The organism is Paracoccus sediminicola (genome assembly GCF_027912835.1).
GTDB lineage: Bacteria > Pseudomonadota > Alphaproteobacteria > Rhodobacterales > Rhodobacteraceae > Paracoccus > Paracoccus sediminicola.
This window is the reverse complement of record NZ_CP115768.1, coordinates 464,502-483,464: the sequence shown is the minus strand read 5'-3', so window position 1 is coordinate 483,464 and position 18,963 is coordinate 464,502. Positions and strand designations below refer to the sequence as shown.

General features: G+C 63.5%; 19 protein-coding genes and 1 tRNA gene. 15 read left to right on the top strand and 5 right to left on the bottom strand.

Going from position 1 to position 18,963, the window contains the following annotated elements; translation table 11 throughout:
- Positions 1-75: 75 nt before the first annotated feature.
- Positions 76-918, bottom strand: a complete 843-nt coding sequence (locus tag PAF18_RS02385) for a YceI family protein (RefSeq protein ID WP_271117048.1) — start codon at positions 916-918, stop codon at positions 76-78.
- Between the two features lie 259 nt (positions 919-1,177).
- On the opposite strand from PAF18_RS02385, the gene rpsF reads away from it, so the two are divergent.
- The 10 genes from rpsF to glnA all read left to right on the top strand — a co-directional run bounded on the left by rpsF (position 1,178) and on the right by glnA (position 8,545).
- Positions 1,178-1,540, top strand: a complete 363-nt coding sequence (gene rpsF / locus PAF18_RS02380; RefSeq protein WP_271117047.1) for a 30S ribosomal protein S6 — start codon at positions 1,178-1,180, stop codon at positions 1,538-1,540.
- Between the two features lie 12 nt (positions 1,541-1,552).
- Positions 1,553-1,780, top strand: coding sequence for a 30S ribosomal protein S18 (gene rpsR / locus PAF18_RS02375; protein WP_090520233.1), 228 nt, complete (start codon positions 1,553-1,555; stop codon positions 1,778-1,780).
- 12 nt (positions 1,781-1,792) lie between these two features.
- Positions 1,793-2,410, top strand: a complete 618-nt coding sequence (rplI, locus tag PAF18_RS02370; protein ID WP_271117046.1) for a 50S ribosomal protein L9 — start codon at positions 1,793-1,795, stop codon at positions 2,408-2,410.
- 213 nt (positions 2,411-2,623) lie between these two features.
- Positions 2,624-3,370, top strand: coding sequence for a hypothetical protein (locus PAF18_RS02365; RefSeq protein ID WP_271117045.1), 747 nt, complete (start codon positions 2,624-2,626; stop codon positions 3,368-3,370).
- A 9-nt stretch (positions 3,371-3,379) separates the two neighbouring features.
- Complete coding sequence (locus tag PAF18_RS02360) at positions 3,380-4,447, top strand: YihY/virulence factor BrkB family protein (protein ID WP_271117044.1); 1,068 nt, start codon at positions 3,380-3,382, stop codon at positions 4,445-4,447.
- Between the two features lie 216 nt (positions 4,448-4,663).
- A tRNA-Leu gene (locus PAF18_RS02355) sits at positions 4,664-4,748 on the top strand.
- Positions 4,749-4,764: 16 nt separating this feature from the next.
- Positions 4,765-6,099, top strand: a complete 1,335-nt coding sequence (tig, locus tag PAF18_RS02350; RefSeq protein ID WP_271117043.1) for a trigger factor — start codon at positions 4,765-4,767, stop codon at positions 6,097-6,099.
- Between the two features lie 70 nt (positions 6,100-6,169).
- Positions 6,170-6,571: a hypothetical protein gene (locus PAF18_RS02345; RefSeq protein WP_271117042.1), complete on the top strand. Its 402-nt coding sequence runs from the start codon at positions 6,170-6,172 to the stop codon at positions 6,569-6,571.
- 148 nt (positions 6,572-6,719) lie between these two features.
- Complete coding sequence (locus PAF18_RS02340; RefSeq protein ID WP_271117041.1) at positions 6,720-7,058, top strand: P-II family nitrogen regulator; 339 nt, start codon at positions 6,720-6,722, stop codon at positions 7,056-7,058.
- Positions 7,059-7,138: 80 nt separating this feature from the next.
- Entirely contained in the window at positions 7,139-8,545 is a 1,407-nt protein-coding gene (glnA, locus tag PAF18_RS02335) for a type I glutamate--ammonia ligase (RefSeq protein WP_271117040.1), read from the top strand.
- 165 nt (positions 8,546-8,710) lie between these two features.
- Here glnA and PAF18_RS02330 read toward each other — a convergent pair whose 3' ends face one another.
- Positions 8,711-9,253, bottom strand: coding sequence for a DUF421 domain-containing protein (locus PAF18_RS02330; protein WP_271117039.1), 543 nt, complete (start codon positions 9,251-9,253; stop codon positions 8,711-8,713).
- 593 nt (positions 9,254-9,846) lie between these two features.
- Here PAF18_RS02330 and PAF18_RS02325 point away from each other — a divergent pair.
- On the top strand, positions 9,847-10,839 hold the full coding sequence (locus PAF18_RS02325) for a Hint domain-containing protein (RefSeq protein ID WP_271117038.1): 993 nt from the start codon (positions 9,847-9,849) through the stop codon (positions 10,837-10,839).
- Between the two features lie 29 nt (positions 10,840-10,868).
- Here PAF18_RS02325 and PAF18_RS02320 read toward each other — a convergent pair whose 3' ends face one another.
- The gene (locus PAF18_RS02320; RefSeq protein WP_271117037.1) at positions 10,869-12,335 is read right to left on the bottom strand and encodes an inorganic phosphate transporter; all 1,467 of its coding nucleotides are present in this window, start codon (positions 12,333-12,335) and stop codon (positions 10,869-10,871) included.
- Between the two features lie 173 nt (positions 12,336-12,508).
- Between PAF18_RS02320 and PAF18_RS02315 the strand changes: the two genes are divergently transcribed.
- From PAF18_RS02315 to PAF18_RS02300, 4 genes are all read left to right on the top strand, one after another.
- Positions 12,509-13,168, top strand: a complete 660-nt coding sequence (locus PAF18_RS02315; protein ID WP_271117036.1) for a DsbA family protein — start codon at positions 12,509-12,511, stop codon at positions 13,166-13,168.
- Between the two features lie 89 nt (positions 13,169-13,257).
- Complete coding sequence (locus PAF18_RS02310) at positions 13,258-14,229, top strand: TRAP transporter substrate-binding protein (protein ID WP_271117035.1); 972 nt, start codon at positions 13,258-13,260, stop codon at positions 14,227-14,229.
- Complete coding sequence (locus PAF18_RS02305) at positions 14,226-14,759, top strand: TRAP transporter small permease (RefSeq protein WP_271117034.1); 534 nt, start codon at positions 14,226-14,228, stop codon at positions 14,757-14,759. Before PAF18_RS02310 ends, PAF18_RS02305 begins: the two co-directional genes overlap by 4 nt.
- Positions 14,756-16,045, top strand: a complete 1,290-nt coding sequence (locus PAF18_RS02300; RefSeq protein ID WP_271117033.1) for a TRAP transporter large permease — start codon at positions 14,756-14,758, stop codon at positions 16,043-16,045. The genes PAF18_RS02305 and PAF18_RS02300 overlap by 4 nt, the downstream gene beginning before the upstream one ends.
- An 80-nt stretch (positions 16,046-16,125) precedes the next feature.
- On the opposite strand, the gene PAF18_RS02295 is transcribed toward PAF18_RS02300, so the two are convergent.
- Positions 16,126-17,382 carry an MFS transporter gene (locus PAF18_RS02295; protein ID WP_271117032.1) on the bottom strand — a complete coding sequence of 419 codons (1,257 nt, stop codon included), beginning with the start codon at positions 17,380-17,382 and terminating at the stop codon, positions 16,126-16,128.
- Positions 17,383-17,527: 145 nt separating this feature from the next.
- Entirely contained in the window at positions 17,528-18,850 is a 1,323-nt protein-coding gene (gene aptA / locus PAF18_RS02290; RefSeq protein WP_271117031.1) for an omega-aminotransferase AptA, read from the bottom strand.
- Positions 18,851-18,963 lie beyond the last annotated feature (113 nt).

Genomic DNA, 18,963 nt, shown 5'->3' with positions numbered 1-18,963 from the left:
CGGACGGCAATCGGGTGCACCATGAAAAACGGGGCCGCACATGGCGGCCCCTCGCAGGAAAGGCTTCGGGATGGATCAGCCTTCCAGCTTGGCTTCGACCGAAATCTCGATCTCAAGCTCGTCATCGACGGCGGGGACGAATGCGCCGAGATTGAAATCCGACCGGTCGATCTCGGTCTCGCCGCTGAAACCGATGGTCGGTGTCTGGGTGATCGGGTCGACCCCTGCCCCGACGAATTCCACGTCGAGCGTCACCGGGCGGGTCACGCCGTTCAGCGTCAGATCGCCGGTCACCTGAGCCTCTTCCCCGTCATCTTCAAGCTCGATCCCGGTCGAGGTGAAGGTGATGACCGGCATGTCCTCGCCCTCGACCCCGAAGAAATCATCAGTCTTCAGATGCTCGTCCAACTCGGGCGCGACAGTGCGCAGCGCCGAAAGCGGGAACGAGGCTTCGACCGTGGCCGAAGCGAGGTCTTGCGGGTCCAGCGTGATGCTGCCCTCGACACCGTTCACGAAGCCGCGCGAGGTCGAGAAGCCCATGTGATCGTAGCTGAACATGATCTGGCTATGCGCGGGATCGAAGCTGTAGGTGCCGGCCTCGGGCATGTTGTCATCATCGCCGGGCTTGGTCATCACCGGCGCGCCGGGCTGTTCCTCGCCACTGTTGGATCCGGCTGCGTCGGCAGCGCCGCTTTCGGCCGACGCGTTTTCGCCGGACGCGCCCTCGCCAGCGGGGTCATCAGTCTGGGCGCCCGTGTCGGCAGCAGCGTCTGCGCCTGCGTCAGCCGAACCCGCCGTGGCTTCGGTCGTTGCCGTCTCGTCGGTGTCGTCCTGCGCCTGCGCCAGAACCGGCGCTGTCACGGCCATTGCGGCAATCAGGGCAGAGCTGAAAAGCGGTGTGCGGAAATCTTTGAACATGCTGTCACTCCTCATCGTGTTGCTGGGGCAACGCCGCGCAACCGGCCCGGTTCCGCCGCTGGCAGAGCCGTGATAACCGTCAAGGCGGCAGCGGCGGGCAAAGGTAAAACGGGCGGGCAGGAATCTCCTTGCATCCCTGTAATCCGCCGCTATAAAGCCGCATCCTTCCGCAATCGCGAAACCGGCGCAGCCTCTCGTGGCGGGGCGCGGAAGGGGTTTTCCCGCCGTTGAAGCCGCCTTGAAAACTGAAAGGTCTGACATGCCGCTTTATGAGCATGTGCTGATCGCCCGCCAGGACCTGTCGAACACGCAGGCCGAAGGGCTGGTCGAACATTTTTCCACCGTGCTGGCCGATAATGGCGGCAAGGTGGTCGACAGCGAATACTGGGGTGTCCGCACCCTCGCCTATAAGATCAACAAGAACCGCAAGGGCCATTACGCCTTCCTGCGCACCGACGCGCCTTCGGCCGCCGTGCAGGAGATGGAGCGTCTGGCCCGTCTGCATGACGACGTGATGCGGGTGATGTCGATCAAGGTCGACGCACACGAAGAAGGCCCGTCCGTCCAGATGCAGAAGCGCGAAGAGCGCGGTGAGCGTCGCAGCCGCGACCGCGACAACTAAGGAGATCGAGACATGGCGAACAAACCGTTTTTCCGCCGTCGCAAGGTCGATCCGTTCGGTGGCGACAACGCCCCCAAGATCGACTACAAGGACACCCGTCTGCTGCAGCGCTATATCAGCGAACGCGGCAAGATCGTGCCGTCGCGCATCACCGCCGTTTCGGCCAAGAACCAGCGCAAGCTGGCTCAGGCCATCAAGCGCGCACGCTTTCTGGCGCTGCTGCCCTATGTCGTGAAATAAGGAGGAAGACCGATGCAAGTCATCCTGCTGGAACGCGTCGCCAAGCTCGGCGCCATGGGCGACGTGGTCCGCGTCAAGGAAGGTTACGCCCGCAATTTCCTGCTGCCGCAGGGGAAGGCGCTGCGTGCCTCGGAATCCAACATCGCCGCATTCGAGGCGCAGAAGGCCGCGCTCGTCGCCAAGAACGACGAATCCAAGGCCGATGCCCAGAAGGTTGCCGACAAGCTGAACGGCGAAACCTTCATCATCATCCGCTCGGCCTCCGATGCCGGCTCGCTTTACGGTTCGGTCAGCCCGCGTGACGCGGCGGATGCGGCCAATGCGGCAGGTCACCAGATCGACCGCAAGCAGGTCGTGCTTGGCGCCCCGATCAAAGAGCTGGGCCTGCACAACATCCAGGTCGTGCTGCATCCCGAGGTCGAGGCCGAGATCACGCTGAACGTGGCTCGCTCGAACGAGGAAGCCGAGCTTCAGGCGTCGGGCAAGTCGATCCAGGACCTCGCGGCGGAAGAAGACGCCGAGGCCGAGTTCGAGATTGCCGAGCTGTTCGACGATATCGGCTCTGCCTCGCGCGACGACGACGAGCTGGTCACCGACGCGCCGGAAACCACGGCCGGTTCGGGCGAGTAATCGCCCAAATCTATCACCAGATAGCAGAGCCGCGCCGGTCGCCCCGGCGCGGCTTTTTCGTGTCGCCCCTCCCGGCAAGCCTCCAGCACTCCGCCCGGCTCCGCTGGCAGTGCCGGAAATAGCGCCCGTTTCGCCGCGGCCCGAGCCGGATCGCTGGAACGAAACCGCGCGACGCTCGTTTTGCCTGCAACAAGACAGCGAAAGGAACGGCTTATGTCGCGCTTTGCAGATGTGACCAGCGATACCCCTCATGGCCCGCGCCCGGTTCCCGAGGGGCATATCCCTTCGGGCCGCTTGCCGCCGAGCCGGCGTTTGCCGCCACCCGAGGAAAAACGCCCGAGCCTTGCGGTTCTGGGCGGGATGGGCGTCGCCGCGGCTGCGGCAACCGCGCTGACCATCTTCGCGGGCCGCGCCGTCGCCGGTGCGATCAGCGGCGATGACGAGGACCGGCCCCGCCGCCGCAGCCGCCCGCGCCGCCGCCACGCGCCCCGCTTCGAGGAGTTGAGCCTTGCCGAGCGTCAGGCGATGCTCAACCGCGCCCGCGCCGATTTCGTGGATTACGACGAACACGCCGCAGATCTGCGCCGCCGTGCTGCCCAACCGCGCCCGCGCCCCCGCCCGGCAGGCGGGCGCCGCCCGTCTCAGGGTCATTCCGAAGGTGGGTTCCTGCGCAGCTTCGGCGACAGCGCCGGCGAAATCGCCACCAATCTGACCCGTCTCGTTGCCGCAGCGACGGCAGCGGTGCAGGGCTTCCAGCAGGTCTCGGGCCGCGCCGACGGCATCCTGCGCGACTTCATGGAGGCCTCCGACAAGTTCGGCGGTCTGTTCGGCGGCAAAGGCGGCGATGGGGATGATACCCGAACGAGCCACACGCCAGCGCAGAAGGCCGACCAGACCGACACGGCCTCCGCGCACCGCAGCGCCGAAAACGAGGCCACGCGCCGCAGTCATAATCTGTGATCCGCGGTCATGGCCCGATCCTCTGACCGCTCGATTGCCGATGCGCTGTTCGACCCGCTGCCCGATGATGTCAGGCGTCGCTACGGGCTGGATGACGATGCCCGCCAGAACCGCGACACCGGAAAATCCGAGGGCAGCGAAGGGCCCCGGCAAGCTGAGGGCAGCAGCAAGGCCGCCGGTCTGCCCGCCCCCCGCGCCGACGCCCCCGATTCGCCATGGCGAATGCGGCTCGGCGAATGGTGGCGGGTGCTCAAGGCCACGATCCGCGAGATCGGCAAGGACCGCGTCACCTCGGTAGCGGGCGGCGTCGTGTTCTTCGGACTTCTGGCGTTGTTCCCGGCAATCACCGCGCTTGTTTCGATCTTCGGGCTGGTTGCCGACCCTGTGGTCATCGAAGATCAGCTCGACAATCTCGAACAGGTGGTGCCGCCCTCGGCGCTCGACATTATCCGGGGTCAGATCGAATCGATCATCAGCTCACCCGGGACCGCCTTGTCCTTTGCCGGGATTGCCGGTCTGCTGGCGACGCTGTGGTCGGCCAATGGCGGCATGAAGGCGCTGATGGGCGCGCTGAACGTCGCCTGGGTCGAACAGGAGAGCCGCGGTTTCGTCAAGCTGAACCTGATCTCGCTGGGGATGACGCTTGGTGCGATCGTGCTGATCATCGCGCTGGTGACGGCGATTGCCGTCCTGCCCGCGCTGCTCGACTGGCTTCCGCTGCCCGAAAGCACGGTCAGCATGTTCTCGGCAATCCGCTGGCCGATCATGTTCGCGGTGCTGCTACTGTCGATCTCGCTGCTCTACCGCTTCGGGCCGAGCCGCGACGACGCCCATTTCAGCTGGGTCTCGCCGGGTGCGCTGTTCGCCGCGGTCGGTCTGGTCGGCGCCTCTTCGCTATTCTCCTTCTACGCCGCCAATTTCGCCAGCTATAACGAGACCTACGGAACGCTGGGTGCGGTGGTGGTGCTGATGATGTGGATGTGGATCGCGGCCATCGTGGTCCTTGTCGGAGCCGAGCTGAACGCCGTGGCCGAGCGCCATTTGAGGGCGCTGAACGGCGAGGCTCAGAAGCGGTGAGCCGCGCGCTGCCCGATTTGCAGAATCGCGGCGGGCCCCCATATTCAGAGCCAACGCGCCCGGCGTTTCGGCCCCGGCCCCGGCGCCGATGATCCGGTCGAGACGATCCCGGCGGTGCCGCGCGGCATGGCTTGATTTTCCCCTCGCGCAGCGCCGATTGCTTTGTTAGAACGGCGCGGATTTCGTGGCGGGCCCTCGTGCCCGCTGCAGGACATTGCGGGTGTGGCGAAATTGGTAGACGCACCAGATTTAGGTTCTGGCGCCGCAAGGCGTGGGGGTTCAAGTCCCTCCACCCGCACCATGACGAAGGATAGGACATGCAGGTCACAGAGACCCAGAACGAAGGCCTCAAGCGCGGCTACCAGATGACCCTCCCGGCCGCCGATCTGGCCGCGACCGTGGACGCCAAGCTGAAAGAAGCTCAGCCGGAAGTCGAGATGAAGGGCTTCCGCAAGGGCAAGGTGCCGATGGCAATGCTGAAAAAGCAGTTCGGCCCGCGCGTGATGGGCGATGCGATGCAGGATTCCATTGATGGCGCGCTGCGCGAACATCTGGAAAAATCCGGCGACCGCCCGGCAGTGCAGCCCAAGGTCGAGATGCAGGATGGCGAGAACTGGAAGGAAGGCGATGACGTCGTGGTCAACGTCTCCTACGAGATCCTGCCCGAGATCCCCGAGGTCGACCTGTCCAAGGTCAAGCTGGAACGTCTGGTCGTGAAGGCCGAAGACGACGCCGTGACCGAGGCTCTGGAAGGGCTGGCCAAGAACGCGACGGCTTACGAAGACAAGCGCAAGGGCTCGAAAGCCGCCAAGGACGATCAGGTTGTGATTGACTTCAAGGGCTCGGTCGATGGCGAGGAATTCGAAGGCGGGACCGCCGAGGATTACCCGCTGGTGCTTGGCTCGAACAGCTTCATCCCCGGTTTCGAGGATCAGCTGATCGGCGCCAAGGCCGGCGACGAGATCGCGGTGAACGTCAAGTTCCCCGACGAATACGGTGCCGCCCATCTGGCCGGCAAGGATGCGGTCTTCGCCACCACCGTCAAGGCGGTGAAGAAGCCGGTCGATGCCAAGCTCGACGATGAGCTGGCCAAGCGCTTCGGTGCCGAATCGCTCGACAAGCTGAAAGAGCAGATCGCCGAGCGTCTGGAAGGCGAATATAAAGGTGCGAGCCGCGCGGTGATGAAGCGCTCCCTGCTGGATCAGCTCGACGAGCAGGTGAAGTTCGACCTGCCCGACGTTCTGGTCGAAGCCGAGGCCGGTCAGATCGCGCATCAGCTCTGGCACGAGGAACACCCCGAAGAGCAGGGCCATAATCACGGCGAGATCGAGCCGACCGAGGAGCACAAGAAGCTGGCCGAGCGCCGCGTGCGTCTGGGTCTGCTGCTTGCCGAGATCGGTCAGAAGGCCGAGGTTCAGGTCTCGGATCAGGAATTCACCCAGGCGGTGATGAACCAGGCGCGCCAGTTCCCCGGGCAGGAGCGTCAGTTCTTTGAGTTCATCCAGCAGAACCCGCAGGCGCAGCAGCAGCTCCGCGCTCCGATCTTCGAGGACAAGGTTGTCGATCACATCGCCGAGCAGGCGAAGGTCGAGGACAAGGAAGTGAGCAAGGAAGAGCTGGAAAAAGCTGTCGAAAACCTCGACCAGCTCTGAAACCGGCCTTGCCCGCATTGCAGAAAGCCGCGACCCTTTGGCCGCGGCTTTTTCTATTGAGCAAGGCGTTATGACGGCATCAGAGATCCTGCGCGGCTTCCGGGAAGCGATGCGCATCAATGAATTCCATCGCGCGGCGCGGGAGTGGCTGGCCGCGGATCAGATCGGGCTCTGGCCGCAATCTGCCAAGCTGATCCGCAGACCCGCCGCCTATGCTGCCATCGACAACGCCTTTCCCGGCCGCGGGGGCTGGCGCTTCGAAGAAATCTCGCTTCTGGCCGATGGTGACCGCGTGGTGACCGATAGGCGCATCACCCACGCGGATCTCGAGGTGATTGCGCGCGCCATCACCTTTCACGAAACGCGACAGGGCCGCATCGCCCGCCAGACCGAATACGGGCCCGACCGCTATCCGGTGCCGGCCTGGCGGGTGGGGATTCCGGAGGTTGACGGGGTTCGGGCGCCGTTTTGACTCTGGTCAAAATTTGGGCAGTCTGGGCGAATTTCGTGCGGCTGGCCCGGTTTTCGGGGGCGGATGCCGCGTTTCGCGCCTCTCTCGTGGACGGGCGGCGCCAAACCCGGCAAGCAGGTCGCAGACACGCGCAGGAAGGATCACCGCGATGAAAAAGATCGAAGCGATCATCAAGCCCTTCAAGCTGGACGATGTGAAGGAGGCCCTTCAGGAAGTCGGCGTCCAGGGGCTTACCGTCACCGAGGTCAAGGGCTTCGGCCGTCAGAAAGGCCATACCGAGCTTTATCGCGGCGCGGAATATGTCGTGGACTTCCTGCCCAAGATCAAGATCGAGATGATCCTGCCCGACGATCAGATCGACGCCGCCGTCGAGGCCATCGTCTCGGCCGCGCGCACCGAAAAGATCGGCGACGGCAAGATTTTCGTTTCGCCCGTCGATCAGGCGATCCGCATCCGCACCGGCGAAACCGGCGACGACGCGGTCTGATCCGCGCCGCCTGAACAATCTTAACAGCGACGATCCGGGATCGGCCTTGGCCGGTTCGCATATGAAAAAGGAAAGACTTTATGAAAGCCGCAGATGTCATCAAGCTGATGGAAGATGAAGAGGTCGAATATGTCGATGTCCGCTTCACCGATCCGAAGGGCAAGCTCCAGCATGTCACGCTGGTCAACGACGAGGTCGACGAGGACTTCTTCGAGGAAGGCTTCATGTTCGACGGCTCGTCCATCGCCGGCTGGAAGTCGATCGAACAGTCCGACATGAAGCTGATGCCCGACCCGGCCAGCGTCTATATCGACCCGTTCTATGCTGAGAAAACGCTCTGCGTGCACTGCAACGTGGTCGAGCCGGACACGGGCGAGCCCTATGCCCGCGACCCGCGCGGCACCGCCGTCAAGGCCGAGGCCTATCTGAAATCGACCGGGATCGGCGATGTGTCATTCTGGGGGCCCGAGGCCGAGTTCTTCCTGTTCGATGATGTGCGTTATTCGGTGACGCCGCAGAAGGTGGCCTATGCGATCGACGCGGCCGATGCGGCCTGGAATACCGATGCCGAATACGAAATGGGCAACACCGCCCACCGTGCAGGCCACAAGGGCGGCTATTTCCCGGTGAACCCGGTCGATGCCGGTCAGGACATCCGCGGCGAGATGCTGTCGACGATGAAGCGCATCGGCATGAAGGTGGACAAGCATCACCACGAGGTTGCATCCGCGCAGCACGAGCTGGGGCTGGTCTTTGGCGAGCTGACCGAGCAGGCCGACCATCTTCAGAAATACAAATATGTCATTCACAACGTGGCCCATGCCTATGGCAAATCCGCGACCTTCATGCCGAAGCCGATGAAGGGGGATAACGGCTCGGGGATGCATGTGAACATGTCGATCTGGAAGGACGGCAAGCCAATCTTTGCGGGCGACAAATATGCCGATCTGTCGCAAGAGGCGCTGTGGTTCATCGGCGGCATCCTGAAACACGCCAAGGCGCTGAACGCGCTGACCAACCCGTCGACCAACAGCTATAAGCGGCTGATCCCGGGCTTCGAAGCGCCGGTGCTGCGGGCCTATTCGGCGCGGAACCGTTCGGGCTGCGTGCGGATTCCGTGGACCGAAAGCCCCAAGGCCAAGCGCGTCGAGGCGCGGTTCCCCGATCCGGCGGCAAACCCCTATCTGTGCTTCGCGGCACTGCTGATGGCGGGTCTGGACGGGATCAAGAACAAGATCGACCCCGGCCCGGCCTCGGACAAGGATCTTTACGACCTGCCCCCGGAAGAGCTGGCCGAGATCCCGACCGTCTGCGGCTCCCTGCGCGAAGCGCTGGAAGAGCTTGAAAAAGACATGGATTTCCTGCTGCAGGGCGACGTGTTCACCCGCGACCAGCTTGAGGGCTATATGGCGCTGAAATGGGAAGAGGTCTATGCCTATGAGCACACCCCGCACCCGGTCGAATATCAGCTTTACTATTCGGTCTGAGCGCAGCGCGATCCACAGCCTCTCCACAGGGTGCCCAGAGGGTTATCCCCGCAACGATCCACAGGCAGCCCCAAGGCTGCCTGTTTTTTTGGGCGTTACAGCGCGGATATTGGCGTCAGACCCGCGTCTCGAATCTGCGTGGATGATATTCGTTCCGTCTGAGAATCAGAGGCTCAGAGCATCACCGGCTCTCCCTGCGCCGCGCACACCGTTGAGCATCCTATCGTCCAGCCTGTCACCATGAAGCACCGACACATCACCGGTGGTTTCAAGCACCACCGCCCGCACCTGCGCGGGGTCGAGCACATTGGCCGCGCGCAGCTTTGCGGCAAGGTCATCGGGCGACACGCGCGCGTCGCGCAGCGCGTCATGCAGCACCGTTCCGTCGCGCATCAGAAGGCGGGGCTCGTTCTCGACGGCGGACTCGAACCGGTCCGAAGTGATGCGCATACGGGCATGGGCGTATTGCACCGCCATCAGCGCGGCCATGGCGATCAGGCTTTGCAGGAACCCTGCCCAGCCCGTCGCCTGCGATGCCCCGGCCATCAGCGACCCGACGGCCAGTGTGGTGACGAAATCCACCGAAGCCATCTTGGAGAACGAGCGCAGCCCGATGATCCGCACAAGGAAGATCAGCCAGCACAGCGCCATCGCCGAGAGAAGCGCGCCACGCAGCAGGATGTCGATCACGATCTGGTCCGTAAACATGGAAAATCCTTTCAATAAAACCCGGCGCTGTTGCGGCGCGCCCGGAAAATCCGGTGATGCTGAACTTTCCCTCGGCGAGAGGCAAGCGATGTTAATCGCACGCAGCAGGTGTATTTATGCCATCCGATGTATCACGCCAGCACCGAGCCTTGAGCGACCCGGATCTCGCCGACGGTCAGGCAGCGCTGAGGAATGCCGGTGTCTGACGAGCCTGAGCGGCTGGGCGCATATATGCCTTTTCGCCGTACCAAGCTTATCGCAATCTATCACATGACAGATTGTCGCCATGCCGCTTCCGCAAGATTGGAAGTTTATCGTTATATCTCATACGATTAAAAGCGCGGCTGCTGCTTCACAATAATGTGAAGAAGGCGAGGTTATCGCTCTGCTTATGCATAGTATCGGCTGAGTCTCCCAATTATGATTAATCATATTTAAGCCTTCGGCTGTGTCACAAATCTTTCACGTATCGTATTAACTTTTGTTTATGTTCTAGTTAATTTGGTTAATCATTCGTTCACACCGCAGGCTATTCCCTGAGTGCAATCGGATGTCCGGCGAGTGTCATCTAACCGTTTTTTAGTGGTGCTACCATGCCGACATCCCGTAAAGAACAAGCCTATCTTCTCGACCCGTCTAGTTCACCGCCGTCCGGAACGACGCTGAACGTCCGGAGAATTACTCTGGTTGATCAGGATGATGACGGGGATTTTTCCTCCAGCGGATACGATTCCGTTGATGGATGGGATATCTATGGGAGCTTTTCCGATACCATCAGGGTCAGGCTCGCGGACGGATCGGTCACGAATATCAGCGGCACCACATTCTACGCTTACAATGGAAACCAATATTTCACGCCGACCGACGGCACGATACTCGAAAACGCGACCTTTATACGAACCGTCTCGTCAACGTACCGAGATAATGGCGGGGTCAAACCGACCGATCTGGGCCCGACCTGCTTCACGTCGGGGACGCTGATCGAGATAGCCGATGGCGGTCAGGTGCCGATCGAAACGCTGAACGTCGGTGACGCGGTTCGGGTCGTTACGGCAGGTCGCGACGCGGTACAGGACATTCGCTGGATCGGGCGCCGCGACATCGGCCGGACCGAGATGGAGCGCAACGAGAAGCTGCGTCCAGTGAGGGTGAAGGCGGGCGTCTTGGGGAAGGGCCTGCCCCGGCGCGATCTTCTGGTCTCGCGCCAGCATCGGATTCTGGTATCCTCACCCATCACGACACGCATGTTCGGCGTATCCGAAGTTCTGATCCCGGCCATCCGCCTGATCGCTTTTCCCGGCATCTTCATTGACGATGAGGTGGAGACCGTCACCTATTTCCACCTGCTGTTCGACGCCCATGAGATCGTGATCTCGGAAGGCGCCCCGACGGAAAGCCTTTATACCGGGCCCGAGGCGATGAAAGTCATCTCGCAAGAAGCCCGGGACGAAATCTTGACCCTGTTCCCCGAGCTCGATCGCGCAGAGATGCAGCCTCCCCACGCGCGGATCGTGCCGCCGCTTCATGCACAGAAGCGGCTCGTATACCGGCATGTCAAAAACAGCATGCCGGTATTGGAGGGTTGAGATCGGTGAGGGGTGACTGCGGTGACCCCTCACCCCCAGAGCGCGGTGCAGATAAAGAACAGCAGCCCCGACAGCGTCGCGGCGGCCGGCACGGTAATCAGCCAGGCCGCGAGGATGGTGGTGAAATGTGAACGGCGCACGACCTTGCGGCGGCGGCGCTGCTCGGCGGTCGAGATGGTGTCGACGCGGTGCTCACCCATGATCCGCTCGTGATACCATTCGCGGAAGAAGCCGACGCCGAAGATGCCCCCGATGGCGATATGGGTCGAGCTGACCGGCAGACCCAGCCATGAGGCGATGATGACGGTGATCGCGGCCGACAGTGCCACGCAATAGGCGCGCATCGCGTTGAGGCGGGTGATCTCGTTTCCGACGATATTGATGAGCTTGGGCCCGAACAGCAGCAGTCCGACCGACAGCCCCGCGCCGCCGATCAGCATCACCCAGAGCGGGATCGACACGCTGTCGCTGCTGCCACCGTCCTGCACGGCATGGACGATCGCGGCGAGCGGGCCGACGGCGTTGGCGACGTCATTGGCGCCATGAGCGAAAGACAGCAGACCCGCCGAGAGCACCAGCGGGATAGCGAACAGCTCTTTGAGGGATTTCTTGCGCGGTTCCAGCCCGAGGGACTGGCGCGCGATGACCGGGCGCATGGCGATGGTGGTGACGATGGCGAGGGCCAGGCCGATCAGCAGCGCCGGGCCGAAGCCGATGGACACGATCTTCTTCAGCCCTTTCAGCGCCAGATAGGTGGCGAAGGTCCCGGCCATGATGCCGATCAGCACCGGCACCCAGCGGCGGGCCGAGGCCAGCATATCCTCGGTGTAGATGATCTTGATCTTGATGAAGGCGAGAAACGCCGCCGCGATCACCCCGCCCATCAACGGAGAGATTACCCAGCTTGCCACGATCGCGCCCATGGTCGGCCAGTTCACCGCCGCAAAGCCGGCGGCGGCGATCCCCGCCCCCATGACTCCGCCGACAATGGAGTGGGTGGTCGAGACAGGCGCGCCGAGCCAGGTCGCAAGGTTGATCCAAAGCGCCCCGGCGAGCAGGGCCGAGAACATCGCCCAGATGAACACGCCGGGCTGCGCGACGCTTTCCGGCGAGATGATCCCGCGCGACACGGTCGAGACCACATCGCCACCCGCCAGCAGCGCGCCCGCCGTTTCGCAGATGGCGGCAACGACCAGCGCCGATCCGATGGTCATCGCCCGCGCGCCGACGGCGGGCCCCATATTGTTGGCCACATCGTTGGCGCCGATATTCAGCGCCATATAGGCCCCCACGACCGCAGCGGCGATGACGATGGCCGTCGTCGCGCTGAACCCGGTGAACGAGGCGACGGCCAGCCCGACAAGCGCCATGAAGGCCAGCCCGATCCCCGGTGCCACCAGCGGGCGCGATACCACTGCCGCGGCCTGTTCCAGCGTCGAGATCCGCCCGAGATCCTTGTTGAGTGTCTTCCAGGATTTGAGGTCAGAATCGGCCATGTCCCACCCGTCTTGCTTTGCGACAGATGCGTAACAGCACAGTAACACTCCGACAATCGCAAGACGGCTTCACGGCATTGTTTGCGCGCATGGCTTGCCCCGGCGATGCACAGGGGCCACGCTGCGCGCCAGCATCACGCAAGATTTTGGACATTGCCAACAGGAGAGCCGCCATGCAGCATCAGCACCATCGCCGCAGAGGGATGACCCGCCGCCATGTCATGGCATCCGCCGCGGGCCTCGCCGGGCTGTCGGCGCTGCCGGGCGTCGCGCTTGCGCAAGAGCCGCATCCCAATCCGATGCCCGAAGAGATCCGCAAGGTGCTGGAACGCAACCCCGCCCTGCCCGTGCTGGGCAACCCGGACGGCAATGTCACGCTGAGCGAGTTCTTCGATTACAACTGCACTTTCTGCCGCCGCAACATGGACGCAGTGCAGCGGCTCGTCACCGAGGATCAGGATCTGCGTGTGGTGTTCCGCGAATGGCCGGTCTTCGGCGATGGCTCGATGTTCGCGGCGAAAGCCTCGCTCGCATCGCTGCGACAGGGCAAATACTGGCAGTTTCACGCCGCGATGATGAATATGGGCGGCCGCGCGGAAGAGGCCAGCGTGCTGCGCGAGGCGCGCAATGTCGGGCTGGACATCGAGAAGCTGCAAGCCGACATGGAAAAGCGCGAGATCCTCGACCAGATCTATGAAACGATGGACCTGGCCGACACGATGCGGCTTCAGGGCACCCCCACCTTCATCGCCGGTCACGAGGCGACATTCGGGCTGCAAAGCGTCGCCGATCTCAAGCGGCTGGTGGCGACGGCGCGCGAGGATCTGCTTTAGGCGCCGCGGCGGGTTTTCCCGGAGCTGGGGGCATTGACGCGGGCGCGTCAAACTGACCAATCTGTCGCCACCAATCGGGAGAAGAAACCATGACAAAGCATTTCGCCCTGAGCCTTGCCGTTCTGGCCGGCTCGACCGCGCTTGCCGGCGCGGAGGAAGTCAAGCTTGGCTATGCGCTGGCCGAAGACAGCCATTACGGCGCCGGCGCACGGGCCTTTGAAGAGACGCTGACCGCCGAGCTTGGCGATGCGTTTACCGTCGAACATTACCCCTCCTCGGGTCTCGGCGGCGAGCGTGAGGTGATCGAGGGGCTCCAGATCGGGACCGTGCAGGCGACCATCGCGTCTTCTGGCACGCTGTCGAATTTCGTGCCCGAGGTCGGGGTGTTCGACATCCCCTTCCTGTTCCGCGATCTGAGCCATGCCCGCACCGTGCTTGACGGCGAGATCGGCGATGAGATGCTGGCGAAGTTCAGCGAGACGGGGCTGCATGCGCTGGCCTGGGGCGAGCAGGGTTTCCGCCACATCACCAATAATCGTGCTGCGGTCGCCTCACCCGAGGATCTGGACGGGCTGAAAATCCGCACCATGGAAAATCCGGTTCATCTGAAAGCGTTCGACGCGCTCGGCGCCGCGCCGACTCCGATGGCCTGGCCCGAGGTGATCCCGGCGCTGGAACAGGGCGCGATCGACGGGCAGGAGAACCCGCTTTCGGTGATCGTCTCGGCCAAGCTGGACGAGGTACAGCAATATCTGACGCTGGACGGCCATGTCTATTCGCCGGCCATCGTGATGGTGTCTGGCCAGCTTTGGGACGGGCTCGACGACGCGCAGAAAGCGGCCTTCGAGAAGGCCGGCGATGCCGCCGTGGTGGCGATGCGCGATTATGTCGATCAGGTCGAATCCGAGGGCGTCGCGACGCTGAAAGAGCGCGGCATGGAGGTGAACGAGCTGACAGCCGAGGACAAGCAGGCGTTTCAGGACCAGCTTGCGGATGTCTATGTCGAATATGAGGAACAGTTCGGCAAGGAGCTGATGGACAGCATCATCGCCACCGAATGAGCCGCATCGACGACATTGCGAAGGGCGGGCCCCGCCCTTCGCTGGCCGAACGCATCTTTGTCGCGCTGAACGCCGCCGCCATCGTCGCCCTGCTGGGGGTGATGTGCGTCGTCGTGGGCTGGAATGTCGGGTTGCGCTATCTGACCGGCAATTCGCTGCCCTGGGCCGATGAGGTGGCGCGCTATACGATGATATGGATGTGTTTCCTCGGCGCCGGGCTGGCGCTGCGCGAGGGGGCGCATGTGGCGCTGACCAATTTCCAGACAGCTCTGCCGATTGGCGCCGCGCGCGCCTTGCGGGGCGTGGTGCTGATGCTGCTGACGATCTTCTTCGGCGTGATGATCTGGATGGGCTGGGACTATATGAGCCGCGCACAGTTCCAGCTTTCGGCGGCGCTGCGGATCAGGATGTTCTGGGTCTATGCCGCGATGCCGGTCGGATTTGCACTGCTGATCGTTCATCTGGCGCTGATCGCGCGACGTTATCTGCGTGACGGGCTGGAGGCCGAAGAGGCCGAGGTGCCGCGATGATTGCGCTGATGGTGCTGTCCTTCCTGGTCTTTCTGGTCATCGGCGTGCCGGTGGCCTTTGCGCTTGGCCTTGCCGCCTTCACCGCGCTGGGCCTGACCGGGGCGTATCCGCTGGTGGTGATCGTGAAAGAGATGTTTTCCGGTCTCGACAGCTTTCCGCTGCTCGCCGTGCCGTTCTTCATCTTCGCCGCCGAGATCATGTCAGCGGGGGCGATTTCCATGTCGCTGCTGCGTTTCGCCCGGCAATTCGTTGGCCATCTGCGCGGCGGGCTCGGTTATGCCAATGTCATCAGCCAGACGCTGTTCGCGGGGATCTCGGGCTCGGCGCTGGCCGATGCGGCGGGGCCCGGCGCGATGATGACGCGGATGATGGAGAAAGGCGGCTATGACCGCGCCTATGCGGGCGCGCTGACCATTTCAAGCGCCGTGGTCGGGCCGATCATTCCGCCCTCGATCACCATGATCATCTATGCGTTGCAGGATCAGAACGTCTCGGTCGGATCGCTTTTCATGGCCGGTATCCTGCCGGGGCTGCTGATCTCCGCGGCGATGGCGACGGTGAATTTCGTCATCAGCCGGAGACGCAACTATGTCAGCGATATGCGCCGCCCCGAGCCGGGCGTGATGCTGCGCAACTCGCTTCATGCGGTGCCGTCGCTGATGCTGATCGTGCTGATCGTCGGCGGCATCCGCAGCGGCATCACCACGCCTACCGAGGCCTCTGTCATGGCGGTGTTCTATGCGCTGCTGGTGAGCGTGGTGATCTATCGCAGCATGGGGCTGCGCGAGATCTGGGGCGCGGCGCGTCGGGCGGCGATCATGTCGGTCTCCGTGCTGCTGATCCTCGCCTCGGCCCGCGCCTTCGCCTGGGTGCTGATCATCGAGGGCGTGCCGCAGGATCTGGCCGATTACGTGATCGCGCTGGAACTGTCGCCCATCGCCTTTCTGCTGGCGGTGAATCTGCTGCTGCTGGTCTTCGGCATGTTCATGGACCCGCTGCCCGGGGTAATGATCCTGGTGCCGATCCTCGCGCCGATTGCCCATGCGCTCGGGATTGCGCCGGATCATTTCGCCATTGTGGTGATCGTGAACCTGACTTTCGGCTTGCTGACGCCGCCGGTGGGCGGGCTGATCTTCGTGATCGCCGCCTCGACCGGGCAGAGGCCGGGGGCGCTGATCCGAGAGCTGCCGCCGTTTTTCCTCGCCGCGATCGGTGTGCTTCTGGTGCTGACATTCGTGCCGTTTTTCTCGACCTGGCTGCCGGGGATCGGCGGGTATGGGCACTAGCGTTCCAGGCGGCAGCGATGGCGCTTGGCACGCAGCGTCTGCACGGGCGCGCGGCGGCGGGCGCAAACCGCTGAGCGCCGCTAGACCTCCGGCCGGTCGCCGGTGCTTGCGGTGGCGCGGAACTCGCTGACCGGCGACGCGGCCATCGCTGCGGCGCGGGGCAGGAACAGGGTCAGCACGCCGAGGATGGGCATCCATGCGGTCAGCGCAAAAACGAATTCGATGCTGCGCAGATCGGCCACCACGCCGAGCGCCGCCGCCGCAATCGCGCCGGAACCGAAGGCAAAGCCGAAAAAGATCCCCGCGATCAGCCCGACGCGGCCCGGCACGAGCTCTTGCGCGAAAACCACGATCGCCGGGAAGGCCGAGGCGATCACCACCCCGATTACCACGGTCAGCACGCCGGTCGCGACCAGCCCGACATGCGGCAGCATCAGCGTGAACGGCAAAGCGCCGAGGATCGAGATCCAGATCACGGTGAGCGGGCGGAACCTGTCGCCCAGCGGTCCGCCGGCGATGACGCCGACCGCCATGGCGGCAAGGAACAGGAACAGCATGAGCTGCGATTGCTGGGTGCTCAGCCCGAATTTCTCGATCAGGTAAAAGGTGTAATAGCTGATGAACGAGGCCGAATAGACATTCTTCGAAAAAGTCAGCAGCGCGAGGATGACGATGGCCGCCTGCACGCGCCGCCGCGACAGCCCATGCGGCACCGCGGGTCTGGCCCGCCGGGTGTCGTCGCGCAGATATGCCGCATACCAGACCCCGACCCGCGCGAGGATCAGCACGCCCAGCATAGCCAGCGCGGTGAACCACATGATCGAGCCGCGCCCATTCGGCACCACGATGAACGCCGCCAGAAGCGGGCCGATGGCGGTGCCCACGTTGCCTCCCACCTGAAAGAAGCTTTGCGCCGTGCCGTAGCGCCCGCCCGAGGCCATGCGCGCGACGCGGCTCGCCTCGGGGTGGAACACGGCAGAGCCAATCCCGATCAGCATCGCACCGATGACCAGCAGCGGATAGCTGGGCGAAGCGGCCAGTGCCACCAGCCCGATCAGCGTCGAGCTCATCCCGATGGACAGGGATGCGGGCATCGGACGCCGGTCGGTCATCAGCCCGACGGCGGGTTGCAGCAGCGAGGCGGTGCCCTGAAACACGAAGGTCAGCAGGCCTATCTGCCAGAAATCGAGCGAGAACTCGGCCTTGAGCAGAGGATAGACCGCCGCCAGCAGCGACTGCATGATATCGTTGAGCATATGGCACAGGCTGACCCCGGCGAGGATCAGCCAGGTGGTGCGCTCTGGCGTGTCGGTTGGTGCTGCGGCGGCGTTGGACATGGGCAGGTGATCTCCCTGCCCTGTTCATCCGCCTCGGCGCGGGCGGCGTCAAGGGCGGCGTGGTCAGGGTGGAAAACAAGGCTGCGACGGGATGGCCGGAACCGGCAAGGTTCCGGCCATCCCGAAGGCCGCCAAAAGCCGGGGCTCAGTCCAGCTTGCGCAGAATGTCGGAGATCTTGCTGAACACGGTGTGAATCTCCTCTTCCGAGATGATGAGCGGTGGCGAGAGGGCAATAATGTCGCCGGTGACGCGGATCATCAGACCGTCCGCCCAGGCGGCCTTCATCGCCTCCATCGCGCGCGCGCCGGGGGCACCGTCGCGCGATTCCAGCTCGATGGCGCCGACAAGGCCGAGATTGCGCAGATCCTTCACATGCGGCAGGCCTTTCAACCCGTGCAGCGCATTTTCCCAGATCGGGGCCATGCGGTCGGCGCGGGCAAAAAGATCTTCCTCGCGATAGGTCTCGATCGCCGCCATTGCCGCCGCCACCGCGATGGGGTGGGCGGAATAGGTGAAGCCGTGGAACAGCTCGATCGCGGCGTCGGCATTGTCCATGGCCGAGTTGTAGATCTTTTCGTCGACGATCACCGCGCCCATCGGGATGGTGCCGTTGGTCAGCCCCTTGGCGGTGGTGATGATGTCGGGCTTCACGTCGAAATATTCCGACGCGCTCGCCCGGCCGAGCCGGCCATAGGCAGTGATGACCTCATCGAAGATCAGCAGGATGCCGTAGCGGTCACAGATCTCGCGCAGCCGCTTGAGATAGCCTTTCGGCGGCAGCAACACCCCGGCCGAGCCGGCCATCGGCTCGACGATCACCGCTGCAATGGTCGAGGGATCGTGCAGCTCGGCCAGCCGGGTCAGGTCATCGGCCAGCTCGGCGCCATGTTCGGGGCAGCCGCGCGAATAGGCGTTGCGTTCGAGATCATGGGTGTGGCGCAGATGGTCGACGCCGCTCAGCAGGCTGCCGAAATACATCCGGTTCTTGACGATGCCGCCGACCGAGATGCCGCCGAAGCCGACACCGTGATAGCCCTTTTCGCGTCCGATCAATCGGGTCCGCGCCGCGTCGCCGCGCATGCGGTGGTAATGCAGCGCGATCTTGAGCGCCGTGTCCACCGATTCCGAGCCGGAATTGGTGTAGAAGACATGGTTCAACCCCTCGGGGAACAGCGCCTGCAACTGGTTGGACAGCGCATAGGATTGCGGGGTGCCGAAGTTGAAATGCGGGGCGTAATCGAGCGTCTCGACCTGCCGCTTGACCGCTTCGACGATGCGCGGGGCCTTGTGGCCCGCATTCACGCACCACAGCCCTGCAACCGCGTCGAGGATCTGCCGCCCGTCCGAACTGGTGTAATACATGCCTTCCGCCGCGGTCACGAGGCGGGGGTCATTGGCGAAATCGCGATTGGCGGTGAACGGCATCCAGAAGCTGGACATGTCGTTCGGAGTCAGCGTCTTGTTCATGGTCGTTCCTCCCGTTCCGGCGGGCTGCCGGGTCCTGCAACAGATTGGTCCTGCTTCATGCCACGATCAATCCCGATTCTCGGGGAAAGATCATCTTGCCGAAAAGCTGCCGC